This window comes from Oceanirhabdus sp. W0125-5 (genome assembly GCF_027938815.1).
Taxonomy (GTDB): Bacteria; Bacillota; Clostridia; order Clostridiales; family Clostridiaceae; genus Oceanirhabdus.
This window is the reverse complement of the sequence record NZ_CP115913.1, coordinates 3079767-3102269: the sequence shown is the minus strand read 5'-3', so window position 1 is coordinate 3102269 and position 22503 is coordinate 3079767. Positions and strand designations below refer to the sequence as shown.

General features: G+C 29.9%; 18 protein-coding genes. 3 read left to right on the top strand and 15 right to left on the bottom strand.

Annotated features, from left to right (window positions below; genetic code table 11):
* Positions 1–84 precede the first annotated feature (84 nt).
* The gene (locus OW730_RS14275) at positions 85–699 is read right to left on the bottom strand and encodes an HD domain-containing protein (protein ID WP_271224730.1); all 615 of its coding nucleotides are present in this window, start codon (positions 697–699) and stop codon (positions 85–87) included.
* A complete protein-coding gene (locus tag OW730_RS14270; RefSeq protein ID WP_271224729.1) occupies positions 668–2050 on the bottom strand; it encodes an MATE family efflux transporter in 1383 nt (460 codons plus the stop codon). The genes OW730_RS14275 and OW730_RS14270 overlap by 32 nt, the downstream gene beginning before the upstream one ends.
* Before the next feature lie 381 nt (positions 2051–2431).
* Between OW730_RS14270 and OW730_RS14265 the strand changes: the two genes are divergently transcribed.
* The gene (locus OW730_RS14265) at positions 2432–2944 is read left to right on the top strand and encodes a DUF2569 domain-containing protein (protein ID WP_271224728.1); all 513 of its coding nucleotides are present in this window, start codon (positions 2432–2434) and stop codon (positions 2942–2944) included.
* A 38-nt stretch (positions 2945–2982) separates the two neighbouring features.
* Here OW730_RS14265 and OW730_RS14260 read toward each other — a convergent pair whose 3' ends face one another.
* The 5 genes from OW730_RS14260 to OW730_RS14240 form a co-directional block, all read right to left on the bottom strand.
* Positions 2983–3774, bottom strand: coding sequence for a YdcF family protein (locus OW730_RS14260; protein ID WP_271224727.1), 792 nt, complete (start codon positions 3772–3774; stop codon positions 2983–2985).
* Between the two features lie 12 nt (positions 3775–3786).
* The gene (locus OW730_RS14255) at positions 3787–3918 is read right to left on the bottom strand and encodes a hypothetical protein (RefSeq protein ID WP_271224726.1); all 132 of its coding nucleotides are present in this window, start codon (positions 3916–3918) and stop codon (positions 3787–3789) included.
* An 18-nt stretch (positions 3919–3936) separates the two neighbouring features.
* Positions 3937–5478, bottom strand: a complete 1542-nt coding sequence (locus tag OW730_RS14250) for a hypothetical protein (protein ID WP_271224725.1) — start codon at positions 5476–5478, stop codon at positions 3937–3939.
* A gap of 161 nt (positions 5479–5639) precedes the next feature.
* A complete protein-coding gene (locus tag OW730_RS14245; RefSeq protein WP_271224724.1) occupies positions 5640–6092 on the bottom strand; it encodes a GNAT family N-acetyltransferase in 453 nt (150 codons plus the stop codon).
* A gap of 187 nt (positions 6093–6279) precedes the next feature.
* Positions 6280–7533 (bottom strand): MFS transporter, encoded by a 1254-nt coding sequence (locus OW730_RS14240; protein WP_271224723.1) that lies wholly within the window; start codon positions 7531–7533, stop codon positions 6280–6282.
* 174 nt (positions 7534–7707) lie between these two features.
* Between OW730_RS14240 and OW730_RS14235 the strand changes: the two genes are divergently transcribed.
* Complete coding sequence (locus tag OW730_RS14235) at positions 7708–9102, top strand: DDE-type integrase/transposase/recombinase (RefSeq protein ID WP_271224722.1); 1395 nt, start codon at positions 7708–7710, stop codon at positions 9100–9102.
* A 253-nt stretch (positions 9103–9355) separates the two neighbouring features.
* On the opposite strand, the gene helD is transcribed toward OW730_RS14235, so the two are convergent.
* From helD to OW730_RS14220, 3 genes are all read right to left on the bottom strand, one after another.
* The gene (gene helD, locus OW730_RS14230; RefSeq protein WP_271224721.1) at positions 9356–11629 is read right to left on the bottom strand and encodes an RNA polymerase recycling motor HelD; all 2274 of its coding nucleotides are present in this window, start codon (positions 11627–11629) and stop codon (positions 9356–9358) included.
* Between the two features lie 288 nt (positions 11630–11917).
* Positions 11918–12892 (bottom strand): tyrosine-type recombinase/integrase, encoded by a 975-nt coding sequence (locus tag OW730_RS14225; protein WP_271224720.1) that lies wholly within the window; start codon positions 12890–12892, stop codon positions 11918–11920.
* Between the two features lie 78 nt (positions 12893–12970).
* Entirely contained in the window at positions 12971–14164 is a 1194-nt protein-coding gene (locus OW730_RS14220) for a pyridoxal phosphate-dependent aminotransferase (protein ID WP_271224719.1), read from the bottom strand.
* Between the two features lie 253 nt (positions 14165–14417).
* Between OW730_RS14220 and OW730_RS14215 the strand changes: the two genes are divergently transcribed.
* On the top strand, positions 14418–14540 hold the full coding sequence (locus OW730_RS14215; protein WP_271224718.1) for a hypothetical protein: 123 nt from the start codon (positions 14418–14420) through the stop codon (positions 14538–14540).
* Between the two features lie 173 nt (positions 14541–14713).
* Here OW730_RS14215 and rny read toward each other — a convergent pair whose 3' ends face one another.
* The 5 genes from rny to OW730_RS14190 all read right to left on the bottom strand — a co-directional run bounded on the left by rny (position 14714) and on the right by OW730_RS14190 (position 22451).
* Positions 14714–16264, bottom strand: coding sequence for a ribonuclease Y (gene rny / locus OW730_RS14210; RefSeq protein ID WP_271224717.1), 1551 nt, complete (start codon positions 16262–16264; stop codon positions 14714–14716).
* A 243-nt stretch (positions 16265–16507) separates the two neighbouring features.
* Complete coding sequence (gene recA / locus OW730_RS14205; protein WP_271224716.1) at positions 16508–17551, bottom strand: recombinase RecA; 1044 nt, start codon at positions 17549–17551, stop codon at positions 16508–16510.
* A 548-nt stretch (positions 17552–18099) separates the two neighbouring features.
* Positions 18100–18642 (bottom strand): CDP-diacylglycerol--glycerol-3-phosphate 3-phosphatidyltransferase, encoded by a 543-nt coding sequence (gene pgsA, locus OW730_RS14200; RefSeq protein WP_271224715.1) that lies wholly within the window; start codon positions 18640–18642, stop codon positions 18100–18102.
* Positions 18626–19960, bottom strand: a complete 1335-nt coding sequence (gene rimO, locus OW730_RS14195; RefSeq protein ID WP_271224714.1) for a 30S ribosomal protein S12 methylthiotransferase RimO — start codon at positions 19958–19960, stop codon at positions 18626–18628. The genes pgsA and rimO overlap by 17 nt, the downstream gene beginning before the upstream one ends.
* Before the next feature lie 79 nt (positions 19961–20039).
* Positions 20040–22451: an FtsK/SpoIIIE family DNA translocase gene (locus OW730_RS14190; RefSeq protein WP_271224713.1), complete on the bottom strand. Its 2412-nt coding sequence runs from the start codon at positions 22449–22451 to the stop codon at positions 20040–20042.
* Between the last annotated feature and the right edge of the window lie 52 nt (positions 22452–22503).

Genomic DNA, 22503 nt, shown 5'->3' with positions numbered 1-22503 from the left:
GAGCAAACTAAAAAATCGTATACAAGAAAAGCTTTACAAAGTACTCTTAATAGTTCTTTGTAAAGCTTAAAATTATTAGTTGTTTTATTTATAATCAAAGTCAAATGTTGTTTCAACTACACCTTCTAGAACTTTATAAATTGACTTCCCTATTTTATTACTAAAATAATCTCTTAACTCTAAATACTTTTCCCATTTTTTTAATGTAAAATCGTTAAACCCATATCTCATTACAACATCTAACAACCTTTTTTCCATTAGACATACACCTTCTGGCAAAGATATATTATCACACAGTTGAATAAGTTTATCATAATCATTATATGTCACCTTATTTAAATACTTCTTAATAAACATTATTTCTTCTTCTGTACAATCAGACTTCCCACCATAAACTCTAATATCAGGAATAACAAAAGAATGGGTTATAGCTATCCTTGCTGCATCTTCATATCCGTCTTTCATCAGAAAGTTATAACCACTTACAGTATGATGCAATTGCACTCGACCTTCGTGTCTGCCTATATCATGAAGTAGCCCTAAAACATAGGCTATATTTCCATCTAAATCACTACATTCATTTGCAATAGACCTAGCAGCTATAGCTACATTATATGAGTGATCTATCCACTCACCAGGATTTGTACTCTTAGCATAATTAATATATTCAATTGATTTCTCTATTGTAGGTACTTTCATTTTGCTCCCCTTTCAACTCTTTCTTACCAATCTTCACAGAAACTGCACCAATAATTATCTGTCCAACTCCTAAACCAACTAACATTCCAACATACCCATTTATTTTTGATCCTATATATAAAGCTGGTATTAATATTCCTAATGAACCAGCGATATTGATTACCATTACCCAAAGAGGTTTCCCTACTGAATTCAACTGTCCACTAGTCCAGTTATATAAATTTAACCCTCCTGAAGCAAAAAGAACAATCCATAAATACCATTTGGTCAATTCCAAAACACTTGGATCATCGGTAAATATTTTACTCACAGGTTCAGCAAGAGGTAATGAAATCAAAAATACTATTATTCCATAAATAACAGCCGTTTTATTTACTAATTTTCTAGTTTCATCAACTCTATGATATTTTTGCGCTCCCCAATTCTGTCCAATTATAGGTACTATTGCTGTACCTATTGCCATACTTACAACTGTTGCAAAACTCTCCACTCTTGTCCCAGTTGCAATCGCTGCCACAGCAACAGTTCCTCCAACAGTCGCTGCAATCTTTGTTAAAGTTGTTCGTACCAATTGAGGAAATAACCTAACAACTGCACTTGGAATTCCTACATGCAATATCTTTCCCCATGAAGATATTAATTCCTTTAAATCTTTATACTTAAAATCAATTAAACCATAGTGGAAATGTACAAATGATAATGTAGTTATCATTCCTGCAGTTCTTGAGATAACTGTAGCTAAAGCAGCCCCTGCCATACCCATCTTAGGAAATCCAAATAATCCAAAGATTAAAATTGGATCTAATATAATGTTTAAGACTGCACACACCATCATCACGATAAACGGTCTAATCATATCTCCCATGGCTCTCATTGCAGAATCTCCTACTGGAGGCATTACAACCGCCACAACTCCTAAATACCAAACAGTCATATACTCTTTAACTAGAGGTAATGTTTCCTTATTCGCACCTAACGCAGTAAATATGGGATTCATAGTTAGTAACCCAATAGTAGAAATGAATAATACTGATAAGACAGATAGAAGAATTCCATCAGTTGCAATCCTATTCATTAAATGGTGATCCTTATTCCCCATGGCTCTAGACAATACTGAAGCTGCTCCTATACTTATTCCTGATGAGAACGCTCCTACAATCATAACTATTGGAAATGTAAATCCCATCGCGGCTAAAGCATTTGTACCTAACTTTGATACAAATAAAGTATCTGTTATATTGAATACTGTGAAAGCTAACATTCCGCCAATAGTTGGTATAGTCATCCTAATTAAGTGTTTACCAACACTTCCTGTTAATAGATCTCTATTCTTTTTTCTTTTGTTTTTCATTATATCCCTCCATTACTTCTATTTATTGAACATGCAATTCTAAAGAACTTTATCTCTATATCTGAATTTCACTCTTTAAGCGATCTATAAATTCTCTAGAATATTCATGATTCTCCTTGATGAACTTTTTACTTTTTGGAAGATAACACATAAGTCTCTCTGTTTCAGTATTAATCTCCGTTTGAAAACCCCTTCTCTTGTAAGTCTTATTGTTGTAAATATTAATCTTTTATTGTGATATTTTACTTAATAATCATATAAAAGTATATCATAATTATATATGAGTGTACATTTATAATATCTTTTTATTAACAACCAGTCCAATATCTGTTATAATATGTCTTATTTAGAAATTCACATTGACATTAAGGAGGATTATTAATGGACGAGTATCAAGAGCAATATTTAGAAGATGAAAAAAATATTGATGAAGAAAAAGAACTACAAGGTTTAGGTGGTTGGTTAACACTGGTAGGAATTGGACTTTTTATTTCTTTATTTTCAACAATAAAGCGTATATATGATCTCTATTTATTTGTAACAGGAGAAGAATGGTTTCTACTTACTAATGTACATTCCGAGTACTATCATAAGATGTGGAAACCTGGTATAATATTTGAAATTTCAGTAAATATCATTCTTTTATTAATACTCATTGCTTCAATTATATATTTCTTTAATAAGAAAAAAGCTTTTCCAAAACTCATGATATTTATGTACATGTTTGTAATAATTACTGCAATAATTGATCACATATTAATAGTGCAAATTCCTATGCTTTATGAAACAGATACTATTTCTTTTTCTGAGATTATAAGAGCATCTATTACAGCAAGTATTTGGATTCCATACTTTATTAAATCTAAACGTGTAAATAATACATTTATTAATTAAAGATAAAAACAGAATACCTTCAATAAGGTACTCTGTTTTTATCTTAAATCATTTATTATTGTATTTACAATTGCAAAATACTCCCTAACATGCCTATACGGTATCTCTATAAGCTTAACAGAAGAATCTACTCCCTCTACATTAAACCCAAGTTTTTTTGCTATTAACTTAGTCCTAAACATATGAAAATCACTTGTAGCAATTACAATATTATATTTTTCACTGTTATTCATTTGAATTTTTTCTAATATCCCTTTTGAAAATTCAAGATTTTCGAAGGTGCTTGTGGATTTATTTTCTTCAATAATTATCTCACTATTGATTCCTTTATCCACTAGATACTTTTTCATTACTGAAGCTTCTGTAAATTTTTCATCAGCACCTTGCCCCCCACTAACAATTATGGTTTTAATTTCGCTTTCACTTAGATACGCAATTGCAGCATTTAATCGATTTTTCATCATTTTTGATGGTTCACCATCTTCTTCGAGTCCACATCCTAAAACTATCATATTATTCACTTTAAATTTACTTTTCTCCCTAAGACCACTTTGAATCAACAATTCACCAAAAAGAAAGAATATTAATGATACTATTAAAATTCCATCAAAAATAATCTCACAAATTTTAATAAACTTTTCCTTATTTATGATGTACTTCTTTATGACCCCATCAATACATGAAAGTATTGACAATATACTTATGATTCCTAACCCAAAGTTAAACCTTCCAAATTTTATTGTATATATAATGCAGTAACTAATGAAAATTACTCCTATAATCAATAAAATGTTACCTACTGTTCTTTTCTCATTTTTATACTTATCCATGTTTTAATTACCTTAAGAGAATATATTGCTATCTTCTCTCATTGCCTCCCTTTGATGAATTGCTACTAAATTTTTATTTTTATCAACTTCAATTTTCTCTATGTAATCATCAACAATATCTCTAATTAATAAAAATCTATCCATTTGTTTTTCCCCTTTAACTTATAATAACATATATTCTTCTTTAGAATAAAATTGATTAGACTTCAGATATGTAGGAATATCCTTCTCCTCATCATTTATCTTAATATTTGCGTATTTTTTGCTTAATGTTAATTCATACACATTCTTATCATAGTCCAATTCTCCTATACATCTAAGTTTTATCTTTAAATCTTCATCTAATTCAGGAATATTGAACAATGTGAGGAATCTCTTACAACGCCCTTTGAATGCCATTTCAGGATCTAAATTATCAATATCTTTATTATTAAAAATAAAATCTATAATCAAATATCCATCTTCAGTGTAAATATTACTTTTGCAAAATTCATTTATGAACTGTCTATTTTGATTAGCTCTTGATATTCTAGAAAATTCTTCTAGCTCGTCCATTAATATTAAAAAATCCGAATTCTCTTTTATTGAAGTAATCTGGTAGTTTTTACAGTTATGATCAGTTATTGCTCGTAGGATATTTTGCTTACACATTAGATTAACTAAATTAAAGTCAAGGAGCTTGATATTATTCAAATCTGAGTATTTCAAATTTATTTTACTAAAACTTCCTACAGTCTTTAGTAATAAAAAGGCACTCATTATTCCATGACTATAACTCTCAAAATCCTCATAATATCTCAAATTATTATTTAGCACCTTTTTCCATTCAATTTTAAGGTCAAACATATTTTTAACTTGAATTTTTTCTTCTTCTGTTAAAAGAGAAATTTCTTCAAAATTGAATTTAATTAATCCATTTTCACTATTTAATAATATCTTCTTTAGTATTTTTTTACTCAAATAATCATCATCGCTTTGGACTTTAAATTCCATCTCACATTCCGATGCTATAAATTGTATGAATTCTTCAATTAATTTTCCTTGAATATCTGTATAATCAAAGATGAACTCATTATAATTATTTATACCATAATAGGGAAGTACTTTACTGATACTTTTATTTATTTTGTTAATTTTTTTTATAGGATATCCAAGATCATGAGTTAATGCAATAATACATCTTTCAGCATCATGATGTATTACACTTTTTATGAACTCATCTATTATATTAAGCATATTTGAAAAATCAATAATTCCTTCAAATTTTTCAAACTCTTCTTTGAGCAACTTTATTCTTTGATATTCTTTTTCCATTTTGCATGTAATAAAATTAAATTCTTCTTCACTTTTTATGTATTCACCTAAAAAATACACCCATAAACAATGCATTGTATGATCTCTATAAAATGAATCTGACGCAAAAATAAGCTCCTCAAACTCCACATACTTATCGAAATATTCAAACAAGTCATCAAACCCTCTTTTATCAGGATCTATAGAACTCATAGCAGCCTCAAATAATTGTTTCCAGAGTTCCTTCGATATTTCTATCTTATTATGTAATAATTCTTCATCTCTTAAAGAAATAATTAATTTCTTAATTCTTTCTTTATATATAGTTTTATTTTTTAAAAATTGAATTTCTTCCTTTTCAATTTTATTTAAATAATAATTAATTACTTTTTTTTCATTCAATTTTTCCATTTTACACCTCTTATTCAACTAATTTCAAATATAATCATTTTAATTATATTCCATTTTTGTATTTACTTCAACTTTTTACATTATTGAACAAACCAAATAAAAACTACTCCCTAATAAGGAAGTAGCTTATGATTGATTATTTATTAATCTTTTATTTTGATTTATTCTTTTTTCAAGCCTAACTTTGTAACTCTTTGATAGAATCCAAACTTTTCATAAAACCCGAATGCTTCTTCATTACCTCCCGCTACCCCTATCATAATGTCATCAACTTCATGACTATTTATCCATTGAAGTGAATCATTCATTAGCTTCTCTCCAATATTTAATCCTCTATACATAGGATTAATATATAGAGATTCAATTTCCCCATAAGGTTCCAACACAGATGCTAAGCAATAACCTATATTTTGGTCACCGTCACTTGCAATAATAATATTTATTTTTCTATTGTCATTTTCAACTAACTTACATATACGTGAATCAAAGGTAAAACTTCTAAATCTCTCTTTAAAATGCTCTGACTTCTCAATATGATGCTCGTTTAATTTCTCCCATAATGGTTTTATTTGGTTTAATAAATCTTTATCTCCTTGATTGTACTTAATATTCATTTTTATCCCCCTAATATATTTACAAAAAACATATTTTTTACCTGTAAATACCAATATATCATGTTTAATTTTTTAGTTCATTACTAACTTTATAATCTTCAATTATTGATTTCATTAAATCAAAATATAGTGAAAATATTACCCAGGAAATATTTTCCATTTTATTACCACATTTATTTCTATATTTTTATTTATTTAAGTTAAATTTTACTTCTTTATTGAATAACAGTTGTACTATTAATTTTAGTATTATACCAACCACCAATACCCCCATTGGAATTATCAAACCTTCTACATCAAATAAATATCCATACATTTTTAATCCAATCAATCTGGCAATAGTAATAAGTCCTCCCTCAGCTGCAGCATATCTTCCAAGCTTATCACTGGGTATGGAAGTTTGATATAGGGAACTATAAAACACTCCCCAGAAAGCATTAAATAAATAGAATATGAAAATACTTACTCCAAAGAATAATGTTATAGCTTCAGATCTATTCTGTATAGATTTAAAAAATGTACTGTTTAATAATAATAATAAAATTCCACAGGAGAACACAATCAAGATTAAAGCAATATTGATACACTTTTCTATACTGCATCGTTTCTTCATTACCCCTATTACAATCACAGACATAAGAGAACCAATAAATGCTATACTTTGAACTGTTCCATAATCTATTCTACTGCCACCTAAAAGCTCTAAAATCATAAATGGAAATCCAATAAATATAAATGTTATTAGGAAACCATTAGTAAGAATATTATTTATTAGTAAACAAGTTATCTTTTTATCTATAAACAATACTTTAATTCCATCAATGAAGTCATTTTTAAGCTTTCCTTTTTCTTTCAGGTTATTTAATTTTGGAATTTCTAAAAAACATTCAATTAATGATGAAATTAAATAGGTAACCCCATCTAAAAGTAACATTATTCTAAAACCCCATGCTTCAAATAACATAGCAGCAATTATCGGTGTACTTACTGTTATCAACCTTCCAATAGTTCTTTTAATTGCTATTGCCTCTGTTAAATCTTCTTTAGGTATAATTGAAGGTAATATTGTTGAAAATGCTGGTGCAAAAAAAACTTCACAGACGGATAAAAAAATAACTAACATATAGAGTATTACAATATTTATCTCCCCGAATATTGCATATATAAATAATACAATATCTAATATCCCTCTTACTAAATCGCCAAAAATTATTAACTTTTTTCTATTAACTCTATCTGCAACCAGTCCTGCTATAGGTGCTAAGATAAGGTTAGGAATCATACCTAATGCTACTATAGATGCAAATTTACTTGCAGACCCCGTTATCTTAAGCACATAATAAGCAGTAGCAAAATGTAATCCCATTGTTCCTAAAGTAGATGTTCCTTGACCTAATAGAAAAAATGTAAAATTTTTATTTTTGAACAACTTAAAATTCATATATTTCCCCCATTATTATTTGTGGTATTGTCAAAAGTTTTAATGGTACTTTCGACGTAACCCCTTGATTTTCAATACTTTATCTATATTAGACTTGCCCCCTCCCTCTAAAGGTGTTAATTTTAGTTTGCGAAAAAAAATATATAACCAAAGATAAGGAGGCAAGTTTTTAACATGATTAATTATTATTTAGTTTTGTATATTGTTTTTCTTAAGCAAGTTATAAATCTACTCATTATTTTATTGACTGGAAAAGGACTCAATAAGATCCCCAATTCTGATACTTTAGATAAACCTTACAGGAAAATACAAGTGGATGATAAACCAATAATTGTGAAACCTGAAAGGTTAGATTACAGAGAACTCCTATCGGAGCATTATAAACTCAAAGGTAAAGAGTTAGCTCCTGTTAGAACTCAAAAAGGACGTTCTCACGTGAGTTCTAAAATCAGTTGTCCTAAATGCAATGCTCCAAATATTTATCTATACGATAACAATGGAGGGCGTGGTCAATATAAATGCAAAGTCTGTTCCACTAACTTTAACACTAAAAACCTTTATGATAAGCAGGTAAGATTTAAGTGTCCTCATTGCAATAAATTTTTAGAACGAATTAAAAATCGTAGTAATTTTACCATTTACAAATGCCGAAACAACAACTGTTCTTTTTATAAAAACAACTTAAAGTCTATTACCAAAGAAAAACCCTATGACACTAAAGTTAGATATATATTTAGAGAATTTGATTTCGATTTTGCATCTCTAAAGGGCGATAGTCCTGTGCAAAGTAATATATCCTTATCCAAGATGTATTCATCATCCCACGTATTTGGCTTAATAATGACTTACTACGTAAATTACGGATTATCTTCAAGAAAAACAGCAGCTATCATGAGAGAAGTTCATTGTGTTAAAATATCACATCAAACTGTGCTAAACTACGCTGCAGCTGCTTCTGTTCTACTAAAACCAATGGTGGACAACTATCCCTATAATCCAACAGAATCTATATGCGGCGATGAAACATACATCAAAGTCAATGGTAAATGGAACTATATATGTTTCTTCTTTGATGCTGTTAAAAAGATAATTCTCTCGTATAGAGTTTCGCCTAATCGCGATACTTTCTTAGCTTGTAGAGCCATCTACGATGTTATCACTAAGTACGAAAAACTTCCTGAAAGCCTTAAACTAGTAGTTGATGGTAATCCAATATATCTGTTAGCAGAAGTTTTCTTCGCTAATCACGATATTAATTTTGATGTCATGCAAGTAATTGGACTTACCAATGATGATGAAGTTTCAGCTGAATATCGTCCTTTAAAACAGATTATTGAACGATTAAACAGAACCTTTAAGAGAAGTTATAAGACTACTAATGGCTACAATAGCTCAAACGGCTCTATAACTCATATAATTCTTTTTTGTACATACTTCAATTTCTTGAAACCTCATGCAAGCTTAGAACAAAAAGTTCCTGTAATAATTCCAGAACTTGAAGAGTTGGAAACCATGCCTGCACGTTGGTGCAAATTAATGAAATTAGCTGAGTCATACTGCCAATCTTAATATCGCATTATTTTAAAATCGACCTATATCATAGGTTTATTTGCCATACCCTTTTTTAGAATCACACATCCCTTTCGGGATAAAAAATATTAATCTTTTCAATTTCTCGGAGAGAAATATCCTTCGTTTTCCATTTTCAATTTTCCATTCTCAACTAAATTAATCTTCTTGTCTTTAAATCCTTATATTCCTTATCAATTTTCATATACTTTTGACACTACCTTATTTGTTCGTGAGTTGAATCTTAATATGCTTATCCTTGCATGAGTAAATCATCATCAATATGATTAATAAACCTACTTGGATTCCCTTTATAATAAATACTTAGTTTGTGTAAAGCTCTTGTACAGATTGTATAAAATAAGAGTCTTTCTTCCTCTTTAGAATAAACATGTTCGTCACCATCAAATATAATTACACTATCAAATTCAAGACCTTTAGAAAGATAAGACGGTACGATATTTATTCCACTTTTAAACTTTTCATCTTCCTTTTTAATTAAGTTTATATTAACAACTTCTCTTTCTTTTAAATCTCTATATACCTTAGAGGCAGTTGCTGCTGTTCTACAAATTATTGCTATAGACTCTATTCCCCCACTTACCATAGATTCAATATCCTTTTTAATTCTCTTTATTTTCTCATTATAATTACTAGCTTTTATTAATTTTGGCTTTTCTCCAGCTCTTGACACATTAAGAATTTTCTCGTTGTTGATTATTCTCCTTGTAAAGTCTGATATTTCTTTTGTTGAACGATAACTCTTTTGTAACTCTATTATATTAGAACTCTTGTGATTAAAAATATCAGATATAATACTATAATCAATAGTGTTAACATATGGATTAATAGATTGGTTAATATCCCCTAAAATCGTAAATCCAGCTTTAGGATATAACTCTTTAAATAACTTATATTGAAATGGTGAATAATCCTGAGCTTCATCTATGATAACGTACTTTATATTTGTTGTATTTTTCATATCCCCAAGAACATGTTTTATATATAACAATGGTGTTATATCTTCAAATTCAATTTTATTGCTATTAAGATTGCTTATGGTTCTCCTTAGTATCTCTCTAATAGCTACCGGCAGTTCAATTCCTCTTGCCATCTTATTGAATAACTCTCTATCTCTTATTAGTTTTTTATAAACTTCTATTTCTTTAATTGACAATAGATTATTAATGTAATTTCTAAAACTAACCATCTCTCTATTTAATAAATCGCTTATTGATTCTCTGCCTTCGTAACAGTATTTGTTCTCTTTATCGAATTCTTTTTCAAGCTGTTCATATCTCAATTTCTTTATGTTACTTTTCTTTATCCTATATTCAATATCCTTAACCATCTCTTTATACCTATACTTAATAGGCCACTTTCCATATGTGTTATAATAAAGATCATTCAACTCATCCCCAGTGATGATTCTCCATTCCTTGAAATAAATATCTTTAAATTTAATATTGTTCTGTTCAAGATGTTTAATGTACCTGCTAATAATCTTCTGAAATTCCAGTGTTCCTTTAAACTTAATACTATCTTTTCTTAATTTATTAGATTTATTTCCTTCAATTGAAAGAATTTGCTCCATTTGTTCATATCCATCTTCTATTTCATATCTCCCTCTTAATGAACCTATGGCATATTCCATAAATGTAGTTTGAGATATTTTATCTTCACCAAGTTCAGGAAGCACTTCGGATATATAATCATTAAAGATTTCGTTTGGTGAGAATATTACAATATTATCAGATTTAAGTCCTCTATCTCGGTATTTATACAATACATAAGCAGCTCTATGAAGTGCAATGGATGTTTTACCACTTCCAGCAGGTCCCTGTACAATAAGAATATCTTCATTTTTATTTCTAATTACCCTGTTTTGTTCTTTTTGAATAGATTTTATGATTGTTCTCATATTCTCATCACAATTATTACTTAAACTTTTCTGGAGAATATCGTCATCTATCTTTAGATCAGTATTAAACATATATTTTATCTTTCCATCACTTATACTATACTGTCTTTTAAGTGTTATATCTCCTTCTATTTGCCCTTCTGGGCACTCATAATCAGCCTTTCCCATCTCATACTCATAGAACATTCCACACACAGGAGAACGCCAATCATAGATTAATATATCTAAATCATCTATTAATGTCCCAGATCCAATATATATGGATTCCTTATCATCAACTCCACATTCTTCAAAATCGATTCTTCCAAAGTATAGATTATCCTGTAGAAGTTTTAATTTCCTTAGTGTGTTACTTGTTATCTCAACTTTTTGCTGCTCTCTTTTTACAGCTTGTATATTTTGTGTTATATCTACAATTGCTTTTAAATCCTTTGAATTTTCAGGTGCTATTACATCATTATCCCAAAAATCCTTTCCTAACTCCATACCTTGATTAAAGGCTTTCTTTCTGCTCTTTTCTGTATCTCGCAATTGATTATTGATTACACCTTTTATTCTCTCAAGTCTATCCTCTTCAATTTTCCATTCATTTTTAGATAACTCCATTAGAATCCCTCCATTTTCAGATAATAAGTTCTGTTTGACTTATCCCTTCCTCCATTTAAAGAGACAGTTACTATGATATAATAAATATACACAAATTGTAAGTCTATTTTTTTTGTGGTTTTTATGGTATAATATAATAGAGGGGAAGTTTGACTTTCCCTCTATTTTTCCCCTTGTATACTAATTCTTTTAATTATTTAATTTTAATACATAGATTATTATGTTCTTCATAGGAGGAAATATAATGCCACTTGTTTAATTTGCAAGTGGCTATTTTATATTAAGTTTCTACTCAAAAAGATCAATAAGATCTCCAGCATTGTCCTTAAGCTTGTCTATTGAGTGAACATACCTATTTGTAGTTGCAATATTTTTATGAGCTGCAAAATCCCTAACCTTCTCTATTGAAGCTCCAGAAGTAATTGCAAGTGTTATAGCTGTATGTCTGGTGGAGTGAACTTTTAGTTTCTTCTTTATACCTGCTCTTTCACAACATTTCTTTATCATATAATTTAAAGTACTAGGATCTAATTTTTCTTTATTTTTTCCGTTCCTGGAATGTCCAATAAATAAATAGTCGTTTTCATTCTTCTCAAAACTTCTATTTGTATTATCTATATATGTAGAGATTAAATTCAATACATTTGGTTGAATTTTAACAATGTCTTTTTTATTACCTTTTCTTATTACTTCTATAACATCATAACCGTGAAGTTTCTTTATATCCTTTAGTTTAATATTGATTATTTCTGATTTTCTCAAAGCTGTGGTAATTGCAAGTGTTAATATAGCCTTATTCCTCATACCTAATATAGTTGTATCATCAATAGAATCAATTAATATTTTACTCTCCTCTAATGTTAAAAACTCAGTCTCTTTATTATTAACCTTAGGTTTCTCATCCTTTAAACTTCCAAAAGGATTATATTTTATTATTGAAACCCCAGTTCTATTATCCTGATATTTTAAAAGCCATTTATATAAAGAACTTAATGATGATATTTTTCTATTTATTGTAGCTGAAGATTTTCCTTCCCTATGCAGATCCATCATATATGCTTCTACATCAAATATATTAACATTTATTATATCCTCAAGAGTAATATGCGCTATTGATTTAACATTAAAAAAATCTTTAATATCTCTTTCGTAGCTTATAGATGTATATTCACTATTTCTTCTTTTTATTTCAAGGAAATGTTCAATGAAATGTTTATTAAATTTAACAATATTCCCACCTGTTTTTATCAATGATTGCGTCACAATAATATCTCCTTTTAGGCACATTATAATTTAAAAAAATAAACAACCTCTATTGAAGTTGTTTACTTTATATTTATATTATTGCATTTTTTTTATGAAGTTTTCAAGTCTTTTTAGACCTTCAGTTATAAGTTCCATAGAAGTTGCGTATGATAATCTGATATATCCTTCCATACCAAATGCTATTCCAGGAATAACAGCTACTTTTTCATCTTCAAGTATTGCTTCAGCGAATTCCATTGAAGTATTTATCACTTTTCCATTAAATGTTTTTCCAAAAGTTTCACTAATATTAACCATAACATAGAATGCACCTTTTGGTTTTATACAAGAAACACTATCAATCTTATTTACTGTTTCCACCATAAAATCTCTTCTCTTCTCAAAAGCCTTAACCATATTATTCACATCACTCTGATCTCCAGTTAATGCTTCTAACGCAGCATATTGTGCCACAGAATTCGGATTAGATGTCATATGACTCTGTAAACTAGTCATTAACTTAGTTATTTCTTCACTTGCAGCAGCATAACCAATTCTCCAACCAGTCATAGCATAAGCCTTTGATACTCCATTAATAACTATTGTTCTGTTATATGCATCTTCACTAAGACTAGCAATACTAATGTGTTTTTCTGTTCCATATAAAAGTTTTTCATATATTTCATCTGAAATAATAACTAAATCATGCTCTTTAGCTAGTTCTGCAATCTTTTCAAGGTCCTCTTTACCATAAACTGTACCAGTTGGATTATTAGGACTATTAACAAGGATAGCTTTAGTTTTATCATTTATTGCTGCTTTTAATTCATTAATATCATACTTGAATTCATTTTCTTCTTTTGTTTCAACTATTACAGGTACTCCATCTGCTAGTTTAATTAACTCCGGATAACTTACCCAATAAGGTGCAGGAATTATAACTTCATCTCCAGGATTTAAAATAGCTTGGAAAGCGTTTGCTAAACTCTGCTTTGCTCCAGTTGAAACAATTATTTGTGATTGCTTATAATTAAGACCATTATCTTTTTGAAATTTTTCAGTAATAGCTTTTTTCAAATCAACTATACCTGCAACAGCAGTATATCTTGTTAATCCTTCTTTAATTGCTTTTATACCAGCCTCTTGAATATTTTGAGGTGTATCAAAATCTGGTTCTCCAGCTCCAAAACTTACTACGTCCACTCCATTAGCCTTTAACTCTTTTGCTTTAGCAGTTATCGCTAATGTTAATGATGGAGATATTTTTTTAGCTTTACTTGAAAGTTCCATATGTATTTCCCCTTTTACTTGTTTTTTCTTTTTATGATATTACTATAACACTTCCTTCATCCATTGTAAATAAAATCTTGTAAAGTTACTTTCAAAATGATGGATAAATTTCATTTTTAAAGATAATTTTTATTTTTTTTATTTTCAGTCACCTATAAAAAGGAATATTACAACTTGATTCCATAAACACTTGAATAAAACACGTAAAATCACTAATAATATTTTTATAACAATTCTAATAAAGGAGAACTTTATGACTAAGAAAAAAGAAAGAAAAGATGTAAAAAAATATGAGAGCAAAGCTCAAAATCCTAATTACAAGAAGAAAACAAAAAAAGATGAGGAATTCTACACAGATCCTGTAGATCTTGGTTAAAACATGGAAAAATATCAACAGACTCATTTGCTCTGTTGATATTTTTTATTTAAGAACTTTTAATCCATATTATAGATTTATTTATCACATCACAAACCAAGTACAAAATATCACTTAATTATTAAACTCAATAATCCTTTTATGTATAAAAAAAATCCTCTTATAAAAGAGGATTATTTCGCATATTCAACTGCTCTTGTTTCTCTAATTACATTAACTTTTATTTGTCCTGGATATTCAATCTCATCTTCAATTCTCTTAATAATGCTTCTAGCCATTTCAACAGATCCTAAATCATCAACTTCATCTGGCTTAACCATTATTCTAACTTCTCTTCCCGCTTGAATAGCAAATGATTTATCAACACCTTCAAATGAATTTGCTATTTCTTCAAGTTTCTCTAAACGCTTGATATAAGCTTCTAAAGTCTCTCTTCTTGCACCTGGTCTTGCTGCTGAAATAGCATCAGCCGCTTGAACTAGTACTGCTTCTATAGAAGTTTGCTCTAAATCACCATGGTGAGCTCCAATAGCATTTACTACAGCAGGTGATTCCTTAAATTTCTTAGCAATCTCTGCTCCTAACAATGCATGTGGTCCTTCCATTTCGTGATCTACTGCTTTACCGATATCATGAAGTAATCCAGCTCTCTTTGCAATAGTTGGATCGATCCCTAATTCAGATGCCATGATTGAAGCTAGATAAGCTACTTCAATAGAATGTTTTAATACATTCTGCCCATAACTAGTTCTGAATTTTAATCTTCCTAATAATTTTACTAATTCTAAATGTAATCCATGAACGCCTGTTTCAAAAGTGGCCTGTTCGCCTTCTTCTTTAATGGCTAATTCAATTTCTTTTTGTGCTTTTTCTACCATCTCTTCAATTCTAGCTGGATGAATTCTTCCATCAGCTATCAATTTTTCAAGAGCTATTTTAGCAACTTCCCTTCTTATTGGATCAAAACCAGAAATTATAACAGCTTCTGGAGTATCATCAATAATCAAGTCAATTCCTGTTAGTGTTTCTAATGTTCTAATGTTTCTTCCTTCTCTTCCTATGATTCTACCCTTCATTTCATCATTAGGAAGCGCAACCACGTTTACAGTTGATTCAGCTACATGGTCAGCTGCACATCTTTGTATAGCACAGGTAATAATTTCTCTAGCCTTTTTATCAGCTTCTTCTTTAGCTTTACTTTCAACATCTTTAATCATCATAGCAGCATCATGTTTAACTTCTTTTTCTATCTCACTTAGAAGAACGTCTTTTGCTTCTTCACTAGTTAAACCTGATATTCTTTCAAGTTCCTCTCTTTGTTTGTCAACAAGAACTCCCACTTCTTTTTCAAGATTAGTAAGATTTTCACTCTTTTTAGTAAGAGATTCTTCTTTCTTTTCAAGAGAATCACTTTTTTTGTCTAATACTTCTTCTCTTTGAATTACTCTTCTTTCAAGTCTCTGAAGTTCATTCCTTCTCTCTCTCGACTCTTTTTCTAAGTCATTTCTAAGTTTGTGAACCTCTTCTTTTGCTTCAATTATTGCTTCCTTTTTTTGAGATTCCGCCTCTTTTTTTGCATTCTCTACGATTTCTTTAGCTTTCTCTTCAGACTTTGCTATATTAGCAATTGATTTATTCTTCTGATAATATATGAAGCTTCTAAAACCAATGAAAATAGCGATTAATAGAAGTAGAACTATTATTGCTGGTATTGCATATGGCATAATAAACACCTCCCTGAATATTAATGTCAATATATTTTTAAGTTAAAAGGTGTTTTAAAAATTGGCAACTTTTTTTTATTATGCATTTGTACTTATTTTATATTACTTTCTCTTTTATGTCAAGTGATGTCAATATTTATAAAAGTGAAAATTTGACATTATCATGTTAAACCTTAAAAATATATATCATATTAATTTTCATAAAAATAATAGCAGTAGGTAAATGTAACCTACTGCGACTTATTATTTAGCTTTTTTTTCTTTTTTATCTTCACTGTTGTCTGCATTAACATCAGAAACTGGTAGATTATATTTTGCTCTAATTCTACTTTCAATTTCCATAGCAATATCAATATTTTCAGCTAAGAAATTTTTAGCATTTTCTCTTCCTTGACCCAATCTGATATCTCCATATGCAAACCAAGCTCCACTCTTTTGAATGATTTCTTCTTTAACACCTACATCTACTAAATTTCCTTCTTTGGAAATTCCTTGACCATACATAATATCAAATTCTGCTGTTTTAAAAGGTGGTGCTACTTTATTCTTTATAATCTTAACTTTTGTTCTGTTACCTTTAAATTCATCACCTTGTTTTATTGTGTCACTTCTTCTTACATCTAATCTAACAGATGAATAGAACTTTAATGCTCTTCCTCCTGGAGTTGTTTCAGGATTTCCAAACATTACTCCAACTTTTTCTCTAAGCTGGTTAATAAATATCGCTACTGTGTTAGATTTACTAATACTTCCCGCTAACTTTCTAAGAGCTTGTGACATAAGTCTCGCTTGCAATCCAACATGAGAAGCTCCCATTTCCCCTTCAATCTCAGCTTTAGGTACTAAAGCTGCAACTGAGTCAACTACGATTACATCAATAGCTCCACTTCTTACAAGAGCTTCTGTAATTTCAAGTGCTTGTTCTCCAGTATCTGGTTGAGATACTATCAGATTATCTACATCAACACCTAAGTTACCTGCGTAAATTGGATCAAGTGCATGTTCTGCATCTACAAATGCTACAGCTCCACCTGTTTTTTGAGCTTCTGCAATTATATGTAATGCAACTGTTGTTTTACCAGAACTTTCTGGTCCATAAATTTCAATTATTCTTCCTTTTGGAACTCCACCTACACCTAATGCTATATCTAAACTTAAACTTCCAGTTGAGATTGCGCCTATATTTACAGCCTTTTTCTCCCCTAGTTTCATTATTGAGCCTTTACCAAACTGCTTCTCTATCTGTCCCATCGCTGATTCTATTGCTTTTAATTTCTCACTATTCATAATAATCCCCTATGGGTTCACCTCCATTACATCGAACACTCGTTCTATAAACAATTATACCTTATTAATTTTTATTAGTCAACAAGTTTATAACAAAAGTTCCCACTAACCAATAAAATCTAAAGCTCCTAAAATTTAGGAGCTATCTTTAAATATTGACCGTTTCTGTTGTTTTATACCTACTTTATTTATTTTAGTTTCTTTATACATAATACGAAACTATTGTGCTTTAAAAACTCAAGTTGAAAGTGGAAAATTGAAAGTTGAAAACGTAGGATATTTCTCTTCGAGAAATTTTAATCATATTGCTCTTCGGACAAGAATAGCTTACTCGTTTCATCTAAATGAAACCTTGTATTCTAAATTACAATATTTTATCTAAAGATAAAATGAGTAAACACCTCTTGTTCTAAATAACAATAAAATGTAGTTTTGCGGAGCAAAACCTCCATCGTTTTCCACTTTCCATTTTCAACTGTTCAGTTATGTTTTATGTCGCAGTGTTTTTCTATGGCGCAATAGAATCATAGTTCTCTACTATCAGTTCATTATTTACTAGCGATAACCTCGCTGTTCTTAGCAAAATAATCCCAACCTGATATTAGTGTAATGATTGCTGCAGCATAAATAGCAACAGATGTTATACTTGCAAGAACAGTACTCTCCATTACAATGTTAATCAAAGCTAAAATTATTGCACAAAATTGTATTACTGTTTTAATTTTCCCCCACCAACTTGCAGCTATTACAACCCCTTTATTAGCCGCTAAAGTTCTTAAACCTGATACCGCAAATTCTCTTGAAATAATCACTACAACTATCCATGCTGGTATAATTCTCATATAAGTCAGTGCTACTAAAGCAGCTGTAACTAATAATTTATCTGCAAGAGGATCCATGAATTTTCCAAAATCAGTTATCATATTCCTTGATCTTGCTATATAACCATCTAATTTATCAGTTAGTGCTGCTAGAATGAATATCCCTGTAGCAATCTCTACTCCGTAAGGAATAGTTTCAATTGAAATAAAAACTAAAAATATTGGTACCATTATTATTCTTAAAACCGTAAGCTTATTCGCAAGATTCATTAACAATCACCCCAACTAGATCATATTCCATGGCACCAGTGATTTTAACGTTTATAAAACTTCCAAGAGTCAATTCTTCTTCACAGCTTATAATAACGTCTCCATCTACTTCTGGTGCCATTCCAAAGTTTCTACCTACATACACTTCTCCATCAAAGTTATCAACTATTACCTTAAATGTTTCTCCAATCAACGATTGATTCTTATCATATGAGATTTCCTGTTGAAGAAGCATTAACTTTTCTTCTCTTTCAATTTTAATATCTTCTTCAATTTGATCTTCCATATTATATGCTTCTGTGCCTTCTTCTTTTGAGTATTTAAATACACCCACTCTATCAAATTTTACATCTTTAATGAACTCATATAATTCTGTAAAATCTTCATCTGTTTCACCAGGGAATCCAACTATAAATGTTGTTCTTAGAATAATATTTGGAATCTCTTTTCTAAGCTTTCTTATATTACTTTCAATTTGAGTTCTTCTACCTCTTCTTCTCATTTTCTTTAGAATATTATCACTAATATGCTGCATAGGTATATCTAAGTATTTACATACCTTATCATTCTCTTTAATTTCTTTGATTAGCTCATCAGTTATTTCTTCGGCATAACAATATAGTATTCTAATCCACTCAATACCATCTATTGAACTAATCTCCCTTACAAGCTCATGTAATACTTTCTTGCCGTAAATATCTTTTCCATAACAAGTAGTATCTTGAGCTACAAGAATAACTTCTTTTACACCCTGCTTTGCTAAACTCTTAGCTTCGTCAATTATACTCTCTTTAGTTCTACTTCTATACTTACCTCTAATTGCAGGAATAGCACAATATGCACACTTGTTATCACACCCTTCTGCAATTCTAAGATATGCAGAATGAGCACCTGTGGTAATTATCCTATCTCCTTCATTTACATCTTCAGCTTCTGTACTGCATAAAACTATCTTTTCATCAGTTGTATATGCTTTTTCAATAACCTCAAGAATCTTATCATAGTCATTAACCCCTAGAATCGCATCTAGTTCTGGCATTAATTCTAATAATTCATCTCCATATCTTTGTGTTAAACATCCTGTAGCAATTAAAACCTTACAATTTCCTTCTTTGTAATTAGCCATTTCTAAAATAGTATTTATAGATTCTTGTTTTGAGGCCTCAATGAACCCACATGTATTTATTATAAGAACATGAGCTTCCTCTATATTATTTGTAAGAACAAGTTCCTTGCTTATTCTACCCAACATAATCTCTGAATCAATCCTGTTTTTATCGCAACCTAAATTTATTAAACCAACTTTTATATCTTTCATTTCTTCCTCCGTTAACTTTGTAATTAAATCAAACAATCTATATTATAACATAAAATTCATATATTTTCACAAAAGCATTTTAATCTATGTCTTCAGACCCCATTAGAATTTGTCTTGGCTTGCTTCCATTTGGACCTGATATAACTCCGCGTTCTTCCATCTCATCTATAATTCTTGCTGCTCTATTATAACCCACCTTGAACTTTCTTTGTAACATCGAAGTTGATGCCTTTTGCTGCTTAATAACAAATTCAATAGCTTCATTTAAAAGGGGATCTACATCAGTTTTTTCCTCACCTTCATATTTAGTATTATTATCAATGGCTTCAATAATATCCTCTTTGTATTCATTTTCGCATTGATCTACTTTAATAAAGTTCACTACTTCTTCAACTTCACTCTCAGATATGAATGCCCCTTGAATTCTTGTTGGCTTTGAAGCGCCAATTGGAAGGAATAACATATCCCCCTTACCTAATAACTTTTCAGCACCAGATGAATCAATAATTGTTCTTGAGTCAACCTGACTTGACACTGCAAAAGCTATTCTAGATGGAATATTCGCTTTAATCATACCAGTAATAACATCTACAGATGGTCTTTGAGTAGCTATTACAAGATGCATTCCTGATGCTCTAGCCTTTTGAGCTAATCTTGCAATATAACCCTCTACATCCTTTGGAGCAACCATCATTAAATCTGCTAACTCATCAATTATTATTACAATGAACGGCATTTTTTCTTCAATTATACCTTTAGAGTAAAGTTCATTATATCCCTCAATATTCTTAACCCCATTATCTGCAAATGCTTGATATCTTCTCTCCATTTCACCTACAGCCCAACTTAATGCTCCAGCAGCTTTTCTTGAATCAGTAACAACTGGTATTAATAGATGTGGTATACCGTTGTAAACATTTAACTCTACAACCTTAGGATCAATCATTAATAACTTAACCTCTTCTGGAGTATATTTATAAAGCAAACTTATTATCAATGAGTTTATACATACTGATTTTCCTGACCCAGTTGCTCCAGCAACAAGTACGTGTGGCATTTTAGCAACATCGGTTGTTATACATTTCCCTGCAATATCTTTTCCTAATCCAATAATAAGATTACCTTTATCTTCTTGGAATACAGAACTCTCAATTATCTCTCTAAACAATACAGGTAACAACTTTCTATTTGGAACTTCAATACCAACAGCAGCTTTTCCTGGAATTGGTGCTTCTATTCTTATTGATGGTGCTGCTAAATTAAGTGCTATGTCATCTGATAAATTAACTATCTTAGATACTTTAACCCCCACCTCTGGTTGTATTTCGAAACGAGTTACTGATGGGCCTTTTGTTACTTGTACAACCTTAGCTTTAACCCCAAAGCTTTTCAATGTACTTGCTAGTTTATTTGCATCTTGTAAAAGTTCTCTTTTATCACTTTTACTTTGTTGCCCTTCTTTATTTTCATTTAAGAAATCAATACCAGGAAAAACATACTCTTTTTTTTCTGAGTCACGGATTATTGAATTTGTAATTATTTCTTCTTTTACATATTCTTCTATACTCTCTATATCTTGCTCCTTAATTTCTTTTTCTTTTTGATTAGATTTCATTCTAACTTCTTTATGATCCATCGAGTCTTTAATAACTGGAATATTCTCTTCACTTTCAACATTCATTTCTCTAGAAACAACATCCTCGTTTTTATTATGATTTTCAGTAACAGCAGTTTCATCTAATGTATTTGATTTAACAAAATCTATTATTTTAATTCTGTTATCATTATTTGAGCTGTACTCTTTTTCATATGATTTTTTTTCTACTTCTGAAATATTATTTTCTTCATGTACTTCTTCAACTCGTTTAGCTCTTTCGGCTTTACGTGAAGAAATATAGGATGTTATTGCAGAAAACAACTGGTGCATTTCCATCTCTGTAGCAAATATGCCTCCAATTAAAAATCCCGCAAACACTATAAGAATACCGCCGGTTTTACCGAATATTGTACAAAGTGGAACTGTTATAATAAATGAAATTATACCTCCATGAAAAGCAGTTCCACTATCATATATTTTTTCAATAGCAGTTTTCATATCAGCAGGATTATAAAAAGTATCATATTTAAAAATATTTAAAAGTATCATAATATTAATTACAATCAAGATTATACCAAAAAATTTTCTTGAGTATTTAACTTTATTTTTAGAAATTATGTACATATATCCAACTGCCATAACTAAAATCGGCACAATAAATGATCCTATCCCAAAGAGGCTTGTCATGATTTTAAAAGAGCTTTCTCCGAAGCTCCCCATGGATAGACCTCCTACATAATTTGATAATATGCTTAGTAACATTATTATTCCGATTGTTATAAGTACTATCCCTATAGTATCATTATTTTTATTAATTTCCCCTTTTCCTTTTGCTTTTTTTGTTGGTTGTCTTGTTTCTTTTCTTTTGGTTTTTGTTGTTTTTCTCTTAGCCATCATTTCACCTCCTTTTTTACTATTCTACATTTACTATAATAATTCCTACCAA

Bases quoted from the DNA above. Each gene is read 5' to 3' on its own strand.
- OW730_RS14275 (WP_271224730.1), bottom strand. From the start codon at position 699: ATGAAAGTACCTACAATAGAGAAATCAATTGAATATATTAATTATGCT.
- OW730_RS14270 (WP_271224729.1), bottom strand. From the start codon at position 2,050: ATGAAAAACAAAAGAAAAAAGAATAGAGATCTATTAACAGGAAGTGTT.
- OW730_RS14265 (WP_271224728.1), top strand. From the start codon at position 2,432: ATGGACGAGTATCAAGAGCAATATTTAGAAGATGAAAAAAATATTGAT.
- OW730_RS14260 (WP_271224727.1), bottom strand. From the start codon at position 3,774: ATGGATAAGTATAAAAATGAGAAAAGAACAGTAGGTAACATTTTATTG.
- OW730_RS14255 (WP_271224726.1), bottom strand. From the start codon at position 3,918: ATGGATAGATTTTTATTAATTAGAGATATTGTTGATGATTACATAGAG.
- OW730_RS14250 (WP_271224725.1), bottom strand. From the start codon at position 5,478: ATGGAAAAATTGAATGAAAAAAAAGTAATTAATTATTATTTAAATAAA.
- OW730_RS14245 (WP_271224724.1), bottom strand. From the start codon at position 6,092: ATGAATATTAAGTACAATCAAGGAGATAAAGATTTATTAAACCAAATA.
- OW730_RS14240 (WP_271224723.1), bottom strand. From the start codon at position 7,533: ATGAATTTTAAGTTGTTCAAAAATAAAAATTTTACATTTTTTCTATTA.
- OW730_RS14235 (WP_271224722.1), top strand. From the start codon at position 7,708: ATGATTAATTATTATTTAGTTTTGTATATTGTTTTTCTTAAGCAAGTT.
- helD (WP_271224721.1), bottom strand. From the start codon at position 11,629: ATGGAGTTATCTAAAAATGAATGGAAAATTGAAGAGGATAGACTTGAG.
- OW730_RS14220 (WP_271224719.1), bottom strand. From the start codon at position 14,164: ATGGAACTTTCAAGTAAAGCTAAAAAAATATCTCCATCATTAACATTA.
- OW730_RS14215 (WP_271224718.1), top strand. From the start codon at position 14,418: ATGACTAAGAAAAAAGAAAGAAAAGATGTAAAAAAATATGAGAGCAAA.
- rny (WP_271224717.1), bottom strand. From the start codon at position 16,264: ATGCCATATGCAATACCAGCAATAATAGTTCTACTTCTATTAATCGCT.
- recA (WP_271224716.1), bottom strand. From the start codon at position 17,551: ATGAATAGTGAGAAATTAAAAGCAATAGAATCAGCGATGGGACAGATA.
- pgsA (WP_271224715.1), bottom strand. From the start codon at position 18,642: ATGAATCTTGCGAATAAGCTTACGGTTTTAAGAATAATAATGGTACCA.
- rimO (WP_271224714.1), bottom strand. From the start codon at position 19,960: ATGAAAGATATAAAAGTTGGTTTAATAAATTTAGGTTGCGATAAAAAC.
- OW730_RS14190 (WP_271224713.1), bottom strand. From the start codon at position 22,451: ATGGCTAAGAGAAAAACAACAAAAACCAAAAGAAAAGAAACAAGACAA.